At 40.0% G+C, this 17,342-nt stretch carries 15 protein-coding genes; 11 read left to right on the forward strand and 4 right to left on the reverse strand.

What is annotated here, in order from left to right:
• Nucleotides 1-3 precede the first annotated feature (3 nt).
• The 5 genes from NIZ91_04440 (at nucleotide 4) to NIZ91_04460 (ending at nucleotide 7,849) form a co-directional block, all read left to right on the forward strand.
• Nucleotides 4-1,359: a (Fe-S)-binding protein gene (locus NIZ91_04440; protein USY55908.1), complete on the forward strand. Its 1,356-nt coding sequence runs from the start codon at nucleotides 4-6 to the stop codon at nucleotides 1,357-1,359.
• Complete coding sequence (locus NIZ91_04445) at nucleotides 1,356-2,822, forward strand: FAD-binding protein (GenBank protein ID USY55909.1); 1,467 nt, start codon at nucleotides 1,356-1,358, stop codon at nucleotides 2,820-2,822. Before NIZ91_04440 ends, NIZ91_04445 begins: the two co-directional genes overlap by 4 nt.
• Nucleotides 2,823-2,843: 21 nt before the next feature.
• A complete protein-coding gene (locus NIZ91_04450) occupies nucleotides 2,844-5,024 on the forward strand; it encodes a malate synthase G (protein ID USY55910.1) in 2,181 nt (726 codons plus the stop codon).
• 24 nt (nucleotides 5,025-5,048) lie between these two features.
• Complete coding sequence (locus NIZ91_04455) at nucleotides 5,049-5,822, forward strand: fumarylacetoacetate hydrolase family protein (protein ID USY55911.1); 774 nt, start codon at nucleotides 5,049-5,051, stop codon at nucleotides 5,820-5,822.
• Between the two features lie 242 nt (nucleotides 5,823-6,064).
• Nucleotides 6,065-7,849 (forward strand): L-lactate permease, encoded by a 1,785-nt coding sequence (locus NIZ91_04460; protein USY55912.1) that lies wholly within the window; start codon nucleotides 6,065-6,067, stop codon nucleotides 7,847-7,849.
• A gap of 43 nt (nucleotides 7,850-7,892) precedes the next feature.
• Here the strand turns inward: NIZ91_04460 and NIZ91_04465 are convergent, their stop codons facing one another.
• The 3 genes from NIZ91_04465 to NIZ91_04475 all read right to left on the reverse strand — a co-directional run bounded on the left by NIZ91_04465 (nucleotide 7,893) and on the right by NIZ91_04475 (nucleotide 9,439).
• Nucleotides 7,893-8,699: a glycerophosphodiester phosphodiesterase gene (locus tag NIZ91_04465; protein ID USY55913.1), complete on the reverse strand. Its 807-nt coding sequence runs from the start codon at nucleotides 8,697-8,699 to the stop codon at nucleotides 7,893-7,895.
• A gap of 159 nt (nucleotides 8,700-8,858) precedes the next feature.
• Complete coding sequence (locus tag NIZ91_04470; protein ID USY55914.1) at nucleotides 8,859-9,056, reverse strand: YwbE family protein; 198 nt, start codon at nucleotides 9,054-9,056, stop codon at nucleotides 8,859-8,861.
• Between the two features lie 35 nt (nucleotides 9,057-9,091).
• The gene (locus NIZ91_04475) at nucleotides 9,092-9,439 is read right to left on the reverse strand and encodes a helix-turn-helix transcriptional regulator (protein ID USY55915.1); all 348 of its coding nucleotides are present in this window, start codon (nucleotides 9,437-9,439) and stop codon (nucleotides 9,092-9,094) included.
• Between the two features lie 307 nt (nucleotides 9,440-9,746).
• Here NIZ91_04475 and NIZ91_04480 point away from each other — a divergent pair, with 307 nt between their 5' ends.
• From NIZ91_04480 to NIZ91_04490, 3 genes are all read left to right on the forward strand, one after another.
• Complete coding sequence (locus tag NIZ91_04480) at nucleotides 9,747-10,940, forward strand: MFS transporter (protein ID USY55916.1); 1,194 nt, start codon at nucleotides 9,747-9,749, stop codon at nucleotides 10,938-10,940.
• Nucleotides 10,941-11,176: 236 nt separating this feature from the next.
• Nucleotides 11,177-12,073, forward strand: coding sequence for a LysR family transcriptional regulator (locus NIZ91_04485; protein USY55917.1), 897 nt, complete (start codon nucleotides 11,177-11,179; stop codon nucleotides 12,071-12,073).
• Between the two features lie 76 nt (nucleotides 12,074-12,149).
• Entirely contained in the window at nucleotides 12,150-13,313 is a 1,164-nt protein-coding gene (locus NIZ91_04490; protein ID USY55918.1) for an iron-containing alcohol dehydrogenase, read from the forward strand.
• Between the two features lie 145 nt (nucleotides 13,314-13,458).
• Here the strand turns inward: NIZ91_04490 and NIZ91_04495 are convergent, their stop codons facing one another.
• On the reverse strand, nucleotides 13,459-13,980 hold the full coding sequence (locus NIZ91_04495) for a cupin domain-containing protein (GenBank protein USY55919.1): 522 nt from the start codon (nucleotides 13,978-13,980) through the stop codon (nucleotides 13,459-13,461).
• Nucleotides 13,981-14,464: 484 nt separating this feature from the next.
• On the opposite strand from NIZ91_04495, the gene NIZ91_04500 reads away from it, so the two are divergent.
• The 3 genes from NIZ91_04500 to NIZ91_04510 all read left to right on the forward strand — a co-directional run bounded on the left by NIZ91_04500 (nucleotide 14,465) and on the right by NIZ91_04510 (nucleotide 17,301).
• Nucleotides 14,465-15,502: a DUF4352 domain-containing protein gene (locus NIZ91_04500; GenBank protein USY55920.1), complete on the forward strand. Its 1,038-nt coding sequence runs from the start codon at nucleotides 14,465-14,467 to the stop codon at nucleotides 15,500-15,502.
• Between the two features lie 174 nt (nucleotides 15,503-15,676).
• Nucleotides 15,677-16,189 carry an acyl-CoA thioesterase gene (locus NIZ91_04505; protein ID USY55921.1) on the forward strand — a complete coding sequence of 171 codons (513 nt, stop codon included), beginning with the start codon at nucleotides 15,677-15,679 and terminating at the stop codon, nucleotides 16,187-16,189.
• Between the two features lie 104 nt (nucleotides 16,190-16,293).
• Nucleotides 16,294-17,301 carry an aromatic ring-hydroxylating dioxygenase subunit alpha gene (locus NIZ91_04510; GenBank protein USY55922.1) on the forward strand — a complete coding sequence of 336 codons (1,008 nt, stop codon included), beginning with the start codon at nucleotides 16,294-16,296 and terminating at the stop codon, nucleotides 17,299-17,301.
• The last annotated feature ends 41 nt before the right edge of the window (nucleotides 17,302-17,342 follow it).

Raw genomic sequence — 17,342 nt, forward strand, 5'->3', positions numbered from 1 at the left:
TTTATGAGTGGAGAGGTTGTAAATGAGCCGGCCTGTACAGAGAAGAGCTTAACAAACTATTTATGGAAAGATAAGCCGGATCCAACGAAATGGGCTGACTGTGTGCACTGTGGTATGTGCTTGGAATCATGCCCAACCTATGAAATAACAGGTCAAGAGCAGCATTCACCAAGAGGGCGCGTTCACCTCATTAAGTCCGTAGCTGAAGGAAAGCTTGAAGTAAACGAACAGCTGATTGATCCAGTTTTTGATTGCTTAGACTGCAGAGCCTGTACGACGGCCTGTCCAGCTGATGTGGACGTTGGGGGGCTGATTGAAGAAGCGCGCGGACAAATCCGCCAAGCGATGCCGCTTACCGGTGTGAAAGGAACCGTAAACGAGTTCTTTTTAAAAGGGTTATTTCCACACCAGCGACGTCTAGAGTCCGTCGGTTCACTGCTAAAGTTTTATCAAAAAAGCGGGCTGCAAAAAGCTGTTCGAAAGACGGGGCTTATGAACGTAATGCCAAAGCATTTAGCTGAAATGGAAGCAGTCATGCCAGATATTAAACAGCCTGTACAAAAAAAATATAAGAAACAAACAACGATTCCTGCCAATAATGAAGCAAAAGCAAACGTAGCCTTCTTAACTGGATGCGTCATGGACGTGATGTTCAGCGATATTAATGATGCGACCATTCAAGTGTTAACGCGCAACGGAAACAACGTGACGATTCCGAAAAACCAAACGTGCTGCGGTGCTTTGCATGTGCATGCTGGTGACCGAGATATGGGAAGGAAGCTTGCAAAACAAAACATTGAAGCATTTGAAAATGACGAAACCATCATTGTAAATGCAGCGGGATGCGGCTGTATGCTGCAAGAATATCCCGAGCTGTTTCGAGAGGAAGAAACGGAATGGTACGACAGAGCCAAAGCATTTTCCAGCAAAGTTCAGGACATTTCAAAATACCTATACGATACGGGTTATGAAAAACCGAACGCGTCTTTACACACAACGATTACTTATCATGATGCTTGCCATCTTGCGCACGGTCAAGGCGTGAGAAAAGAGCCGCGCGATTTACTTCTTAACATACCGGGAGTGGAAATGGTGCATATGCCAAATGCCGATCGGTGCTGTGGCAGCGCTGGGATTTATAATATGACCAATCCAGAAATGGCAGGTGAAATTTTAAAAAGCAAAATGGAAAGCGTGCCCGAAGATGCTGAGCTAATCTCTATGGGAAATCCCGGCTGTATGCTTCAAATGGCAATGGGTGTAAAAAAATACGGTCGCAGCCAAAAGATTGTCCATACGGTTCAGCTGCTGCAGTGGGCGTATGAAAAAGAAGATGAAGAAAAGGGGTATCGCTCATGAAGAAGAAAAAAATTCGTTCAAATGATGTGCATATCCTAGCGCTGGCTGCTCTTGTAGAAGGGAGAGGATCCATCTTATATGAAGAAGCGGATCTGCTCGCTTACGACTGCGATGGGTTTACCGTTCATCGCAAGCTGCCAAGAGCAGTGGTTTTCCCTGAGAATGCTGAAGAAGTGGCAAAAGTTGTGCGCTACTGCTCAAAGCATAATCTACCGTTTTTAGCTAGGGGAGCTGGTACAGGTCTAAGCGGTGGAGCAATTCCTCTCAACAATGAAGTAGTTATTAGCCTTGTTCGAATGAAGCGCTTGGTGAGCGTGGATCTTGAAAACCGACAGGCAGTTGTTGAGCCTGGATTCATTAATTTAAAGCTCACAAACTCAATTGCAGATAAAGGCTATTATTACGCTCCTGATCCATCAAGTCAATACTGTTGTACAATTGGAGGCAACGTTGCGGAAAACGCAGGCGGCGCTCATTGTTTAAAGTATGGCGTCACAACAAATCATATTTTAGCACTTGAAGTAGTATTGCCAAATGGTGAAATCATTACTATTGGGGGAGAAGGTATTCAGGATACGCCAGGCTATGATCTTTTGGGACTGTTAACTGGCTCCGAAGGAACGCTTGGAATCGTAACGAAGATTACAGTTCGGATCTTAAAAAACCCTGAAGCCAAGCAGACGGTGCTAGCTTATTTTGACCATGTTTCAGATGGAAGCCAAGCGGTGTCTGACATCATTTCAGCGGGTATCGTTCCAGCTGCTCTTGAAATGATGGATAAGATTGCGATTGAAGGTGTCGAGGCAGCGGCATTCCCAGTGGGCCACCCAAAAGACATTGAAGCGGTATTGCTTATTGAAGTGGATGGAATCTTAGCTGGCATTGGGGAACAAATTGATGAAATTCTTGCCGTTTGTCGACGGCATCACGTCAGAGAAGTAAAAGTAGCAAAAGATGAACAAGAGCGAGCAAGCTGGTGGGCAAACCGGAAAACGGGTTTTGGAGCGATGGGAGCAATCTCACCCGATTATCTAGTACAAGACGGCGTTATCCCGAGAAGCAAACTGCCAGAAGTGCTGGAGCGAATTAACGAAGTTAGCAAGCAATATGAGTTAAGAATTGCGAATATCTTTCACGCTGGTGATGGTAATCTACATCCGCTCATTCTATTCGATATGGCAAAACCGGGAGAAACGGACAGAGCGTTAAAAGCAGGCAGTGAGTGTTTACAGATTTGTGCAGATGTTGGCGGAACCATTACAGGAGAACACGGTGTGGGTATCGAAAAGAAAGAAGAAATGAAATTTGTCTTTACGGATGAGGAAATTTTGGCTCAGACAAACATTCGTGAAGTGTTTAACCCAGAAAATTTACTAAATGCGGGTAAGCTGTTTCCAACTCCAAGTCGTTGCGCTGAAATTAAGCGTGATTTAAAGGATAAGCAAACAGCTGGACGTCCGTAATTATTAAGAGGAGGAAGTAAAATGGTAGCTTATAAACAAATTGGAAAACTTCAAGTAGCACCTGTTTTGTACAAATTTATTAATGAAGAAGCTCTGCCCGAGACTGGATTACAAGAGGAGGCATTTTGGAAAGGATTTGAACAACTTGTTGATGAGCTGACGCCAGAAAATAAAGCACTGCTTGCTAAACGTGATGAACTGCAAGCCAAATTAAATCGATGGCATCGTGAAAATCGTGATTCCTTTGACTTTAATGCGTACAAAGCATTTCTTACGAGCATTGGCTATTTAGAAGCAGACGTAGCTGATTTTCAAATTTCAACAGCTAACGTAGACGATGAAATTGCGCTTCAAGCTGGGCCTCAGCTTGTTGTACCAGTTAACAATGCTCGCTACGCAATTAACGCGGCGAATGCTCGCTGGGGCAGCCTATATGATGCGCTTTACGGAACGGATGCAATCAGCTCAGAGAATGGAGCAGGAGTTCAAGGTCAGTATAATCCAATTCGAGGTGAAAAGGTCATTGCATTTGCAAAATCCTTTTTAAATCATACAATTCCATTAAAAGAAGGAAAGCATGAGAACGTTGTGCAGTACGTTGTGACGAATAAGGTGGAAGCTACGTTGGAGGACGGAACAATAACGGAGCTTAAAGAGCCGAGCAAGTGGATTGGTTATCAAGGTGAAGGTTCAAACCCAAGTGCGCTGCTGTTTAAAAATAATGGTCTCCATTTTGAAATTCAAATTGATCGTCAAGATGCGATTGGGAAAAGCGATGATGCAGGTGTAAAAGATGTGCTGCTTGAATCAGCTGTTACAACCATTATGGACTGTGAAGATTCGGTAGCTGCAGTAGATGCTGAAGACAAAGTGGAAGTGTATCGAAACTGGTTAGGCTTAATGAAAGGTGATTTAACAGCGACGTTTAAAAAAGGTACAAAAACAGTGACTCGTACGCTAAATAGCGATCGCCAGTATGAAACGACAAGCGGAAATACCGTGACGCTTTCTGGACGCTCTTTGATGTTTGTACGCAACGTAGGTCATTTGATGAGCAACAGCGCCATTTTAGACGCCAATGGTGATGAAATTCAAGAAGGTATCCTAGATAGCGTGATTACAAGTTTAATAGCAAAGCATACGCTGCTTGGAAACGGTAAGTATCAAAATTCCCAACAGGGCTCTGTGTATATTGTAAAGCCGAAAATGCATGGCTCTGAAGAAGTAGCATTTGCTAATAAGCTGTTTAATCGCGTAGAAGATTTAATCGAACTGCCTCGCTATACCCTTAAAATTGGAGTGATGGATGAAGAGCGCAGAACGTCACTGAACTTAAAAGCGTGTATTGAAAAAGTCAAAAATCGCGTTGCGTTTATTAACACAGGATTCTTAGACCGCACCGGAGATGAAATGCATACGTCTATGGAAGCAGGCGTCATGATTCGAAAAAATGATATGAAATCATCCGCTTGGCTAGCAGGCTATGAAAAATCAAATGTACTAACAGGATTAGCAAGCGGATTTCAAGGAAAAGCGCAAATTGGAAAAGGCATGTGGGCAATGCCAGATCTAATGGCTGAGATGTTGAAACAAAAAGTGGGTCACTTAAAAGCGGGAGCAAATACGGCATGGGTTCCATCACCAACCGCAGCTACGCTACATGCTCTTCACTATCATGAAGTCTCGGTTGTAGACGTTCAAAACCAACTGATGAACGATTCTACTAATTTGCGAGATGATATTTTACAGGTGCCGCTTGCTGAAGAAGCTAACTGGACAAAAGAAGAGATACAGCAAGAATTAGATAACAACGCACAAGGTATACTGGGCTATGTAGTACGCTGGATAGATCAAGGAATTGGATGCTCAAAGGTTCCCGATATTAACGATGTAGGCTTAATGGAAGACAGAGCAACGCTTCGTATTTCAAGTCAGCACGTAGCAAACTGGTTACATCACGGAATTTGTACAAAAGAGCAAGTTCTTGCGACGCTACAACGAATGGCGAAAGTCGTAGATAGCCAGAATGTGGGTGACGCTAACTATAAACCAATGGCACCTCATTATGAAAAGTCAGTTGCATTCCAAGCAGCGTGCGACCTTGTTTTTAAAGGATATGACCAACCAAACGGATACACTGAGCCAATCTTGCATGCGCGCCGTATTGAAGCAAAAGCAAAGCAAGCAATCCAACAAAAATAAGCGAAGCAAGGAGCGAGGTTACGTATGAAATTTGCGCGTTTTGAATTAGAAGGTGCGATACGCCAAGGAGTAGTAGAAAAAGAAAGCATTCGTGAAATAACAGGTAATGTATTTACGGAATGGGAATACACGGGGCGCACGTTTATACGAGAAGATGTAAAACTGTTAGCACCAATACAGCCAAATCAGATTATTGGTATTGGGGCTAATTACGTGAAGGCTGTGAGCGAGCTGCCTGAAAAGCTTCCTGACATTCCGGTATTTTTCTTTAAACCAACTTCATCTGTTATTGGGCCAGGTGAAGATATTATCATTCCGGAAGGAATTGAAGAAGTGAAATTTGAATCTGAGCTTGCGGTTGTTATCGGAAAAGAAGCAAAAAATCTTTCAGCTTCGAATGTTCGTGAGCATATCTTTGGCTATACGATTGGAAATGACGTAACGGCACCGCAATTTATTCATCCGGACGGCCATTGGACGGTAGGAAAATCGTTTGATACATTCACGCCGCTTGGTCCTTATATTGAAACGGAGCTTGATCTTACAAATATCCGTGTGAAAGCGACGCTGGATGGAGTAGAAAAGCAAAATAGCGGGATGGATCTTATCATCGTCTCAGTTGAAAAAATGGTTGCTTATCTCTCTAATGTGATGACGCTCAAACCAGGAGACGTTATTTTAACGGGTAGTCCGGTAGGGGCCGAATTAGTGGGCGCAGGAAGCACTATTGATTGTCATATCGATGAAATTGGTTCACTGAACAATGCTTTTAGCAAAGTAAAAGTCAGCGTGAATTAACAAGAAAGAATGATTTGAAACAGCTTGGTATCTGCGATAAACTTGCGTGTCTACACGAATAAAACAGGTTCAGGCTGCTTAGTATTTCAATCATAACAAAAAATGACCTGTTCGAATTGCGACGTAATCGGATTTCGAGCAGGTTTTTATTTATGAAAAAAGGTAATAGCTTGACTGAAAAGAATGTTCTCTCACATAAAATAAACTGTTTTTAACACTTGTTGAAAAGGGGGAAGAAAAGCATGAGTACTGGAATGTTAGCGCTTCTATCACTTTTACCGATTTTAGCCGTTGGTATTTTTTTAGTAGGCCTGAGGTGGCCTGCTAGCAAAGCGATGCCAATTTCTTACGTGGTGGCTGTAGGGTTAGCCTTGTTTGTATGGAAGGTACCTGGTGTAACAATTGCTGCAGCTTCTATAAATGGTTTGGTCGTCGCAGGGACGCTTTTATATATTATTTTTGGTGCAATTTTATTACTGAATACTTTACAGGAAAGCGGTGGTATTAAAACGATCCGTCAAGGCTTTACAGATATATCGCCGGATCGTCGCATTCAAGTGATTATTATTGCCTGGTTATTTGGTTCATTTATTGAAGGCGCTTCTGGATTTGGTACTCCAGCTGCCGTTGCGGTACCGCTTTTAGTAGGCCTAGGCTTTCCTGCCATGGCAGCGGTTATTGCAGGGATGGTTATTCAAAGTACGCCGGTTTCATTCGGTGCAGTAGGAACACCAATGCTAGTCGGCGTTCAAACAGGATTATCAGCAGATGCAAGCATTACGGATAATTTTCTAGCACTAGTAACTGAAATCGGTGGACAGGTAGCAATTTTACACATGATTGCGGGGACATTTATTCCACTGTTTGTTGTGGCACTCATGACAAAGTTCTTTGGGAAGAATAAATCGTTTACGGAAGGAATCCGTGTTTGGAAGTTTGCGCTCTTTGCAGCGTTTGCGATGACCATTCCATATGTACTGGTTGCAAATCTACTAGGTCCTGAGTTTCCATCCATGATTGGCGGGTTAGTCGGACTTGCTGTTGTTGTTTTTGCTGCTAAAAGAGGATTTTTAATGCCGGATAAAGAAGAAGCATGGGACTTTGAAGAAAAAAGTAAGTGGAATTCGGAGTGGGTAGGTAGTTTAGAAATAAAGGATGTTGCGTATCATAGTGGACAAATGAGCATGTTGCGTGCGTGGCTCCCTTACGTATTAGTTGGGGCATTCTTAGTATTATCAAGATTGAAAGCGCTTCCTATTTTGGGGTGGCTACAGTCGTGGACCGTTTCGTTTCCGAATATATTTGGTTCTGAAGTAAGTGCAAGTTTTCAGCCACTGTATCTTCCCGGAACAATTTTTATCTTTGTATCTTTAATCACTTATTTTCTTCATCATATGAATAAAAGCGCGTACAAAGCAGCATGGAAGCAGTCTGCTAAAACAACTGTTGCTGCGTCTACAGCGTTAATTTTTACGGTGCCAATGGTGCAGGTTTTTATTAATTCAGGAGGAGGAGCAGCGGGATTCGATAAAATGCCAATTGAATTAGCGAATGGTGCAGCTGCTTTAGCAGGCGAGTATTGGCCGTTGCTTTCCACTTTTATTGGAGGGTTAGGTGCATTCATTGCTGGCAGCAACACCGTAAGCAATATGATGTTTTCATTGTTTCAATACGATGTTGGTACACAAATTGGCGTAAATCCAACTTGGATTGTTGCTTTGCAAGCGGTGGGCGGAGCGGCTGGAAATATGATTTGTGTTCATAATGTGGTGGCAGCTTCGGCCGTTGTAGGGTTGGTTGGAAAAGAAGGAGCCGTTATTCGAAAAACATTGCTGCCGTTTATGTACTATGCACTATTATCAGGAGCAGTTGGGTATGCAATCGTTTGGTATGCTGAAAAAGGGTTACTTAATATCGGATCAATTATTGTTGTAGGTGTCTTCTTTGTAGCAGTTTATATAATCAGTACAAATAATCGTCGCACGCAGTTCATCTCTTCTGGAAATAAAACAAAGTTTTTAGACTAATAACCAAAAGCGAAGTGGAGAAAAAATTCCACTTCGCTTTTGGTTATTTTTGAACATAATCAGGGAAATCAGTAATAATGGCGTCTACGTTCATCGATAAAAGAAAATCAGCGGTTTGCTGATTGCGCACGGTCCAAGAGGAAATCTTCATTCCATTATTATGTACATTTGTCACTAACTCGCTTGTAACGAGCCCATAATGGGGATTAAAATAATCAGCATATGTTGCAAACTGCTGGAGCTTTTCCACTGTTATGTCTGCTTTAGATCCTGTTAAGACGCCAATTGGAACGCTTGGAAGCAGCTGGTCCATCTTTTTCATCGAGTCGAAATTAAATGACTGAACAATAATCTTCTCATTATTTGGCTTGTCCATATTGCTTTCTTTTAACTCATCAGCAATTTTTGCTTCAATACCTGGATAAAGTTCGGGCGACTTTAGTTCAATTAGAATCCCAATTTTTCCGCGGTATCGATCCAAAATTTCTTCAAATGTTGGAATGGGCTCTCCAGCAAATTCAGTTCCTTTCCAGCTTCCAGCATCTAACGATTGCAGTTCTTCTAACGTTAAATCTTTAACGGAGCCTGTACCGTTTGTCGTACGGTCTACGGTTAAATCGTGAATGACTACAAGCTCCCCATCTTTACTTTGCTGTACATCAATCTCAATATAATCTGATTTCATTTCAAACGCTTTATCAAATGCAGCAATCGTATTTTCTGGAGCATATCCAGATGCACCACGATGCGCTACGTTGTCTACGTCATGTTTTGCAGCTGATGCTTGCTGTAAAGGGCTTAGTAATAAAGCAAATGAAATCCCAACGCCTGCTAATACTTTCTTATTCATCTCTTCATCTCCCAACTCAAACTGTTTTCACGTTTCAGTATAAAATTGGAATATTGACACTGTATGAATCGTACATTGAGATTTGATTACAAGAAGATGAATAAAAATAGATACAAATTCTTACTTTTATTTACAAATCAGCTGATGTTTCGACAGATTTTAGACAGAATGGATCTCTTTTACACGCCCTACCTGTCCATCTGTTAGTCGAACTTTGATGCCGTGAGGGTGAAAAGAAGACTTGGTTAACAAATCTTTCACAATTCCCTCCGTTAATTTTCCAGTTCGTTGATCTGCTTTCAGAACGATCGATACCTTCGTTCCAGGAGAAATATCACTTCGATTTTGTCCGCTCATTTATAGCCACTTCACTTTCACGATGTGCTGACAAGTTAGTCAACCTGTACAAGCACATCTTCTTTATTTGGATATGTTTTTTCAATATGATGCTCGCCCCATGCACAAAGAGCATCTAAAATTCCTTTAAGAGACCAGCCGTATTCCGTTAAAGAATACTCAACTTTCGGAGGAACTTGGTTATAGACTTCACGTAAAATAATGCCATCCTCTTCAAGCTCACGAAGCTGCTGGGTTAACATTTTTTGAGTGATTCCTGGCATCAAGCGCTTTAACTCTCCGGTTCTTTTCTTTCCTTTTATCAAGTGACATAAAATCACTACTTTCCACTTACCACCAATTACTTCGAGAGAAGCTTCCACTGGAATATTGTACATTTTCATTGATAAAAGCCCCCTTATCTAACACTTTTATTTATTTTCTCATGCCACATGCAAGTGTCAACCTTGCATGGATTTGAATTAAGTTACTGTTATTGTACCGCTTTACGCCTAAAATAGTCCATTAGGTACTTTTTGGTGCCTATCGTACTTGAAAGTGCGTACTTTTTTTATGGATTTGTATCTTGCATAATGACTAACAGAGCTAGCCGGTCGGTGCTAGTTAGTTAAAAGTTTGACTCAGGAACTAGAAAGGCGCCTGTACTGAGATCAATATAAAGAGTTATCAAATCATGAAGGAGGAAAAAAGATGAATTCACTTTCACATACAAAAATAAATGAGAAAGGTGGAACCTTTGCATTATTAGCACTGGCTATTAGTGCATTTGGTATCGGGACAACTGAGTTTGTTCCAGTTGGTTTATTATCTAGTATATCGAATGATTTATCTATTTCAATTACGCTAGCGGGATTATTAATTTCTGGTTATGCAATTGGTGTATCCATTGGTGCCCCCGTCTTAACAGCTTTAACAAGTAAAGTGAACCGAAAAACATTGTTGATGGCACTCATGGTTGTATTTATTGTTGGAAACGCAGCAGCAGCAATGTCTACAAGCTTCTCACTATTGCTTATTGCTCGTTTCATTACGGCATTTTCACACGGGATATTCTTTTCAATTGGTTCAACTATTGCAGCTGATCTTGTGCCACAGCATAAAAGAGCAAGCGCAATTGCGTTTATGTTTACAGGGTTAACCGTTGCAACCGTAACAGGTGTTCCGCTTGGTACGTTTATCGGTCAAACATTTGGTTGGAGAGCAACCTTTGGGGCAGTGGCTTTACTTGGAGTAATTGGAATCATTGCAAGCGCCATTTTAATTCCAAATAACTTAAAAGAAGCACCGCCTGCGTCGTTTAAAGAACAAGTGAAAATTTTAAAGAATGGTCCGCTTTTATTAGCATTTGCTATTACCGCATTAGGGTACGGAGGTACGTTCGTTGCGTTTACTTATTTAACACCTCTTTTAGAAAACGTAACAGGCTTTAGTGCCAAATGGGTAAGTATTATCTTACTAGTCTATGGTGTTGCGGTGGCAATTGGTAATACTGTAGGTGGAAAAGCAGCAAATAAATCACCGCTTAAAGCATTGTTTTGGATGTTTATTTTCCAAGCTATTGTCTTAATTGTACTAAGCTTTACGGCACCGTTTAAGGCAGTTGGTCTAATTACAATTTTCTTAATGGGACTGTTTGCTTTCATGAATGTTCCAGGTCTGCAAATTTTAGTAGTAAACTTAGCTGAAAAATATGTTCCGTCAGCTGTTAATGTTGCATCAGCGCTTAATATTGCTGCTTTTAACATCGGAATTGCTATTGGCGCATTTGTTGGTGGGATTATTGTAGATTCGATTGGCATCATTCATACACCGTGGATTGGTGGAGTAATGGTTATTGGGGCAGTACTATTAACAGCATGGAGTGCTCGCATAGAAAAAGCATAATGAACATAAAAGGCTATAATCATTGAGTTCTAATGGTTAAAGCCTTTTTTTATGTACTTATTTACCGGTCTCTGTTTTTTGAAAATATTCTTGTTAAATTAACATAATTTCTTAAGTTGATTCATGATGAATTTTCTATAAATACTCATTTAGCAGGAGGCATATCATTGATATACCTATTGGAGTTATCTATAATGACTGATAAGAATTATTGTCAAATATGATAGGTGATGTTAATGGACTTAAATTATTTCTATACATTTAAAGAGGTTGTAAAGTGGGGGAGCTATACAAAAACAGGTGAACAATTGGGATATGCACAGTCTAGTGTGACGACCCAAATTAAAAAGCTTGAAGATCATTTTCAGGTTAAATTGTTTGAGAGAGTTGGGCGAAAAATGCGTCTTACTCAGTCAGGTGAAGAGCTCTATTATTACGTAAATCAGATTTTACTCCTCATGGATGAAGCAGAAGAGCGAATTTCAAACGAGCATAATTTGCGAGGTACTTTACGAATAGGTACAGTTGAATCACTGGCAGCATACTTTATAACGCCATATATTAAAGAGCTGAAAACTCGGCATCCTGACTTGAAAATTTTATTGGAATCAGGGCTCTGTCCAAAGTTAAAAGAAGGAGTGCTTGAGGGTGCGTTTGATCTGGCTGTTGTGCTCGACCGGTATATTGATCACCCGGAATTGACCACAATTCCAATTCGTGAAGAAACGCTAGTGATGATTGCTCCAAAGAATCACCGACTTCAGCAGCTTAAGGAAATGAACTTGCAAGAGCTTGAAGGTGAGACGCTGATCTTAACTGAGGAAGGATGTCCTTATCGAGTATTATTGGAACAGCTTTTAATGAACGAAACTATTCAAGTTAAGTCGGTTATTTCGTTCAGCAGCCTTGAAGCTATTAAACAGTGTGTAGCTGATGATTTAGGAATAGCAATTTTACCTGAAATTGCAGCAAGAAAAGAGATTGAATCCGGCAAAGTCACTCAGATTCCATTCGACCATGAAGAGATTCGCATTTATACTCAGATTGTTTATCAAAATAAAAAGTGGTTAACTCCGCCTTTAAGCCAGCTTATTACGTCTTTAAAAGATAACATCAAAAAAAATGATGAATAGCATAGAAAAGTATCGTATTTATTAATGTAAATGACGTGCTATACTATCTTCAAAACCATTCTAAGAGGTGCTCATTTTGAAGACATTTTTGCAATATAATCCTACAAAACTATACTTTGGACAAGGGCAAATAAAGCAACTATCAAATAGTTTGAATAAACACATAAATATACTGCTCGTATATGGCGGTGGCAGCATAAAGCGCAATGGCGTTTATAATGATGTGATGAATCAACTTAAACAGCTGAAAGCTACTGTATTTGAGTTAGCGGGTGTTGAGCCCAATCCCCGTTTAAGCACCGTTCGTAAGGGAGTAGAGATTTGTAAAAACGAAAACATTGACTTTATTTTAGCTGTAGGGGGAGGTAGTGTAATCGACTGTACAAAAGCTATTTCAGCAGGTGCTAAGCATGATGGAGATGCTTGGGATCTTATTAAAGGTATTGCTCCTATTGAAGCCGCCTTGCCGTTTGGTACAGTGCTGACATTAGCGGCAACTGGATCTGAAATGAATAATGTATCAGTTATTACTAATTGGGAGACAAAAGATAAGTTAGGCTGGAGTTCCCCTCATGTGTTTCCTGTATTTTCAATCTTAGACCCAACGTATACTTTCTCTGTTCCTCTTGACCAAACCGTTTATGGAATCGTTGATAGCATGTCACATGCTCTTGAGTATTATTTTCATCGTACGGAGAATACACCGATGATTGATGGATTTATCGAATCGTTATTGCGCACAGCGGTTGCAACAGGTCCAAAATTAATTGAAGACTTGCATTCCTTTCAGCATAGGGAAACGATGATGTATCTTAGTACGACGGCTTTTAATGGACTACTGGCAAGTGGAACAGACGGAGGAGATTGGGCAACTCATCGTATCGAGCATGCAATTTCAGCTATCTATGATATTCCGCATGGAGGAGGACTTGCTATTCTATTTCCTAACTGGCTAGAGCATGTTCTTGAAGAGGATCCTTCGCGTGTCAAGAAGTTAGCTGTCAATGTATTTGGTATTTCTGCTGAAGGGAAAGACGATATGGAAGTAGCGAAAGAAGGTGCAAAAGCGCTGCGAGAGTTTTGGAATTCATTAGGAGCACCAAGCAGGCTGGCTGATTATAAGATTGATGACAAGGACTTTGATGCCATGGTAGAAAAGACGTTCATCAAACCAGGGGTCGGTACCTACAAAGAAATGAACGATGAAAGTGTACGTGATATTCTAAACCGTTCATTGTAATCTTATATAATAAAAGACTGGATAATAGGAATAAATGAAAACGAGCTCCTACTAAACGTTTAGTAAGAGCTCGTTTTCATATCGATTCTTAGTAATAACCAGGGCATTTTCTAATAAAGGGAAGGCATCTAATAAGAATGTCCTTTTACTCTTTAGACCATAGAGAAAGTAAAGGCCCATCCTCTCCGTAGACGGGATCTGTTTTAGGAAGAGGCACGTCTTCTATTTGCTCAACAGCCTCTGCATATTCAGCTGAATTTCCAGTTTTTAAATTATAGCTGATTCCGCCCGGATAAGCGCCAACTACTTGGAAATCAGCAGTTGATTGAAGACGCTTGTGACCTGTACCGGCTGGTAACACAATAACATCACCGGCATGCACAACAATATTTTCACCTTTTGGACCACCTAACTGCAAGCGAGCACAGCCCTTGATGATGCCAAGAACTTCATGGGCGTTACTGTGATAGTGGTGGAAATCATAAATACCATTAACCCAGCTATTCTTCCAATTGTGATTATGGAAAATAGTCTCGATCTTATCCTTACGATCAATTAGTGCATGTTCATAGAGTAAAACAGGAAGGGAAGGGTGATTGGGAATAACCCCATCATCATCAAAAAACAAAACTTTTACATCTGACACAATCTCTCCTCCTCCAAACATCGTATTTTCTTAACATTCCCTCTTCGTAAAAGAAATAAACTAATGGTGGATTAATTGTAAAAAAATGAAATATAAATAAATCTAAATTCCTAAAAAGGGGCGTTTGGTTCATTTGAACTATATGGGTTTATCTTGATAATAAAAAGTAAAAGTGGAATCTGAAAAAAAAAGGAATGTACATGGTAAATATTATCATGGTAGGTTTTGTAAAGGGAAGAGTATATTGTTAACTAATTAAAAAATCGAATGAATTAGTGGGACGAAGTGAGTCGAAATACTTACAAAAATACTCTGGTGATTTAATGACTTATGGAAGATTGAAGATGTTTCAGGATTTCCTTATGATGGTAAAGGAGAATTAAGTAATGAACTTTATCAAATAATTGTAAAAAAGTAATTCGAAATAAATGATTGTGGGTATAGCAATTATGAATTAGTCGATGATGGAGTTCATGAAAACATAAAGAGAAACGGAGAGGATTACGTGAAAAAAGCAGCAGGTTTACTCTTAGTTGGAGCTCTCTCACTAGGCTTAGCAGCGTGCGGGTCAAGTGAAGAAGGAGCAAGTGCAAATAAGTCATTTGAAGCAAAAATTGCTGATGCACAGTACATATTAGTATCGGAGCAAGACGGTGGCGTAAGCGGAGATGAAGCTTTACTTGCGGTAGAGTTAGAAGTGAAGAATACGTCCAAAGATGCCATTTCGTTGTCTAGCAATGATGTTAGTCTTTATGATGGTGACGAACAATTAGAACCTAATACAGACGTATACAGCGATGAAATTGAAACGTCAATGCGATCCGGGAAAATTACGTCTGATAAATCGAAAAAGCTGACGTATCTTTTTAACGTAGAAAAAGATAAAGAATATGAAATTGGTGTTCAGCCAATTAGTCAAGACTATGAAAATAAGATTGAAGAAGTAAAGCTAAAATTAGACACAGCAAAGTATGAAAAAAGCTTAAAAAACTTAGAAACACCTGAAAAAGCATTAGCAGCCTATATTGACGTGTTGTTCTTAGGGAAAGAAAATGAAGACTTCGATAAATATGTAGTAGCGGATAAGGAAGAAGTTGAAAAGTCTGCTAATAAAGCATTCCGTGAGTCAATTAATAAAGTGTTTTCAAATGATTTAACAGAAGAAGGTGCGTCTAATTTATACAAAATATATAAAGACGAACTAAATTCAAAAGCGACGTTTGAAGCTAAAACGGTTGAAAATGTGAATGGAAAAGCAGTTGTTGAAGTGAAATATTCAAGTATCGGCGTATATAACTTATACAATACAGTTTCTGATTATAAACGCGCTTATTATCAAGAAACAAAAGAATATGATACGAAAAAACAAGAAGCTTATGCAATTTCAAAATTCAAAGATATTTTAGGTGGAGCAGAGCTTAAAGAAAGTAATTATCCATTAGAAATTGAAATGGTTGAAAAAGACGGAAAATGGGAAGTTAAGCCAAAAGATAAGTATAGCGATACAGTTGAAAAAGCATTCGCTGCGGGTGACATTAACTAAAGATGTAAGCCTAGAAAGAGAGAAGAGATAATCTTCTCTCTTTTTTGATTTTATAAAGCGCTTACTGTAAATTTTGTTTGTGTTTTGAGCAAATTTTAAAGTTATTTTTATGAAGATGTGCTAGTATGATGGTCTCAATAAAAGTTTTTACGTATATAGTTGGAGGAATGGAAGATGAAAGCAAAATATTGTAGAGAATCAAAAGCAGTTAGAACGAGTCGCGTGTTTCCAAATGATACAAATAATCATCAAACATTATTTGGTGGTAAGCTCATGAGCGATATTGATATGATTGCTTCAATTTCTGCTTCTCGTCATAGCCGAGCAGAATGCGTAACGGCATCAACAGATTCTGTGCATTTCTTACATCCGATTACTCCACAGGATTCGGTGTGCTTTGAATCATATGTCTCTTGGACAGGACGATCATCAATGGAGATCTTTGTGAAAATTATAAAAGAAAACTTAAAATCAGGAGAGCGAAAAATTGCCGCTACGTCCTTTATTACGTTTGTTGCGCTTGGAGAAGATGGCAAGCCTTGTGAAGTGCCGAGCGTAATCCCAGAAACGGATGAAGAAAAGTATTTATATCAAACAGCACCTGAGCGAGCAAAAATTCGAAAAAGTGTGCGCGCAAACAGCAATAGTTTAGCCAAATTCTTAAGTCTCAATCAGCCGTGGAGCTAATTGTAAATTATCTGTCAGCTAACCTTACCAACTAACAGACGAATGGTGCTGGAGATGCTAATCTTTAAATTATCATTTTCGTCTACAAACTGGAGGGGAAGCAGATGTTTAAAGATGCTGTATTAGCAAAAGAGTGGTTGCCAGTTGCGTACAGTCAAGATATAGGTACAGATCCACTTGCTGTGAAGGTATTAGAAGAGAGAGTAGTGCTTTTTCGGGTAAGAGGAACAATTAAAGCCTTTAAAGATCTTTGCATTCATCGAGGTGCTGCTTTATCGCTTGGTAAGGTAAAAGATAATTGTATTGTTTGTCCTTATCATGGATGGGAATATAATGTGGATGGACAGTGTACAAAAATTCCACAGCAGCCACCGAATAGAGCGATTCCACTCAAAGCAAAAGCTATTGTGTATCAGTGCAGAGAAGAATACGGCATGGTTTGGGTTCGACTCAGTGAACAAGGGTCGGATGCTGCTGAGCCTTTTCCTTATTATGAGGAATATGACCACTCATCTTTTAAGACTGTCCATGCATATTCTCACACGATGAACGCAGCTGCACCTCGTGTGGTCGAAAATTTTTTGGACGTGAGCCACCTTGCGTTTGTTCATGAGGGAAGCTTAGGACACCCAGACTATACGGAAATCCCCGATTACAAGGTGCACTGGCGTGATAACCATTATATCTCAGATGAGATTGAAGTATATGCCGATGCGGATGGTACAGGAAACTGGTCAACGATTTACTATACGTTTGAAATTCTTCGTCCGACAGTTGCGAGGTTGAAAAAAGTAAATTATCAAACCAACGAAATCTTCTCCATGCTATTTGCAGTATTGCCCCAAGAACAGCTAAAATCAACCGTCTTTGCACTTGTATCACGAAACTATGAGCTCGATAAGCCTGATGAATACTTTCAAGAATTTCAGCAGCTTATCATCGAACAAGATACAGACATTGTTGAAAGTCAAAAGCCGGAAGAGCTTCCGTTAGACTTACAAGCAGAGCTGCACCTTAACCCTGATCGCGTGAGCATTGCATACCGAAAATGGTTAGGAGAAATTGGCGTTGAGTTTGGAAGCGATGTGGGAAGAAAGGCAAAAACTATATAATAAGGAAGAAAAGGTGCTGTTTATCTTGATAAACAGCATCT

Source organism: Bacillus sp. 1780r2a1, assembly GCA_024134725.1.
In the GTDB taxonomy this organism is placed as follows: Bacteria; Bacillota; Bacilli; order Bacillales; family Bacillaceae_H; genus Priestia; species Priestia aryabhattai_A.

What these genes read in the sequence shown, in the direction of transcription:
- NIZ91_04465 (USY55913.1), bottom strand. Translation starts at nt 8,699, where the DNA reads ATGAATAAGAAAGTATTAGCAGGCGTTGGGATTTCATTTGCTTTATTA.
- NIZ91_04455 (USY55911.1), top strand. Translation starts at nt 5,049, where the DNA reads ATGAAATTTGCGCGTTTTGAATTAGAAGGTGCGATACGCCAAGGAGTA.
- NIZ91_04475 (USY55915.1), bottom strand. Translation starts at nt 9,439, where the DNA reads ATGAAAATGTACAATATTCCAGTGGAAGCTTCTCTCGAAGTAATTGGT.
- NIZ91_04440 (USY55908.1), top strand. Translation starts at nt 4, where the DNA reads ATGAGTGGAGAGGTTGTAAATGAGCCGGCCTGTACAGAGAAGAGCTTA.
- NIZ91_04460 (USY55912.1), top strand. Translation starts at nt 6,065, where the DNA reads ATGAGTACTGGAATGTTAGCGCTTCTATCACTTTTACCGATTTTAGCC.
- NIZ91_04495 (USY55919.1), bottom strand. Translation starts at nt 13,980, where the DNA reads ATGTTTGGAGGAGGAGAGATTGTGTCAGATGTAAAAGTTTTGTTTTTT.
- NIZ91_04470 (USY55914.1), bottom strand. Translation starts at nt 9,056, where the DNA reads ATGAGCGGACAAAATCGAAGTGATATTTCTCCTGGAACGAAGGTATCG.
- NIZ91_04450 (USY55910.1), top strand. Translation starts at nt 2,844, where the DNA reads ATGGTAGCTTATAAACAAATTGGAAAACTTCAAGTAGCACCTGTTTTG.
- NIZ91_04445 (USY55909.1), top strand. Translation starts at nt 1,356, where the DNA reads ATGAAGAAGAAAAAAATTCGTTCAAATGATGTGCATATCCTAGCGCTG.
- NIZ91_04510 (USY55922.1), top strand. Translation starts at nt 16,294, where the DNA reads ATGTTTAAAGATGCTGTATTAGCAAAAGAGTGGTTGCCAGTTGCGTAC.
- NIZ91_04485 (USY55917.1), top strand. Translation starts at nt 11,177, where the DNA reads ATGGACTTAAATTATTTCTATACATTTAAAGAGGTTGTAAAGTGGGGG.
- NIZ91_04480 (USY55916.1), top strand. Translation starts at nt 9,747, where the DNA reads ATGAATTCACTTTCACATACAAAAATAAATGAGAAAGGTGGAACCTTT.
- NIZ91_04505 (USY55921.1), top strand. Translation starts at nt 15,677, where the DNA reads ATGAAAGCAAAATATTGTAGAGAATCAAAAGCAGTTAGAACGAGTCGC.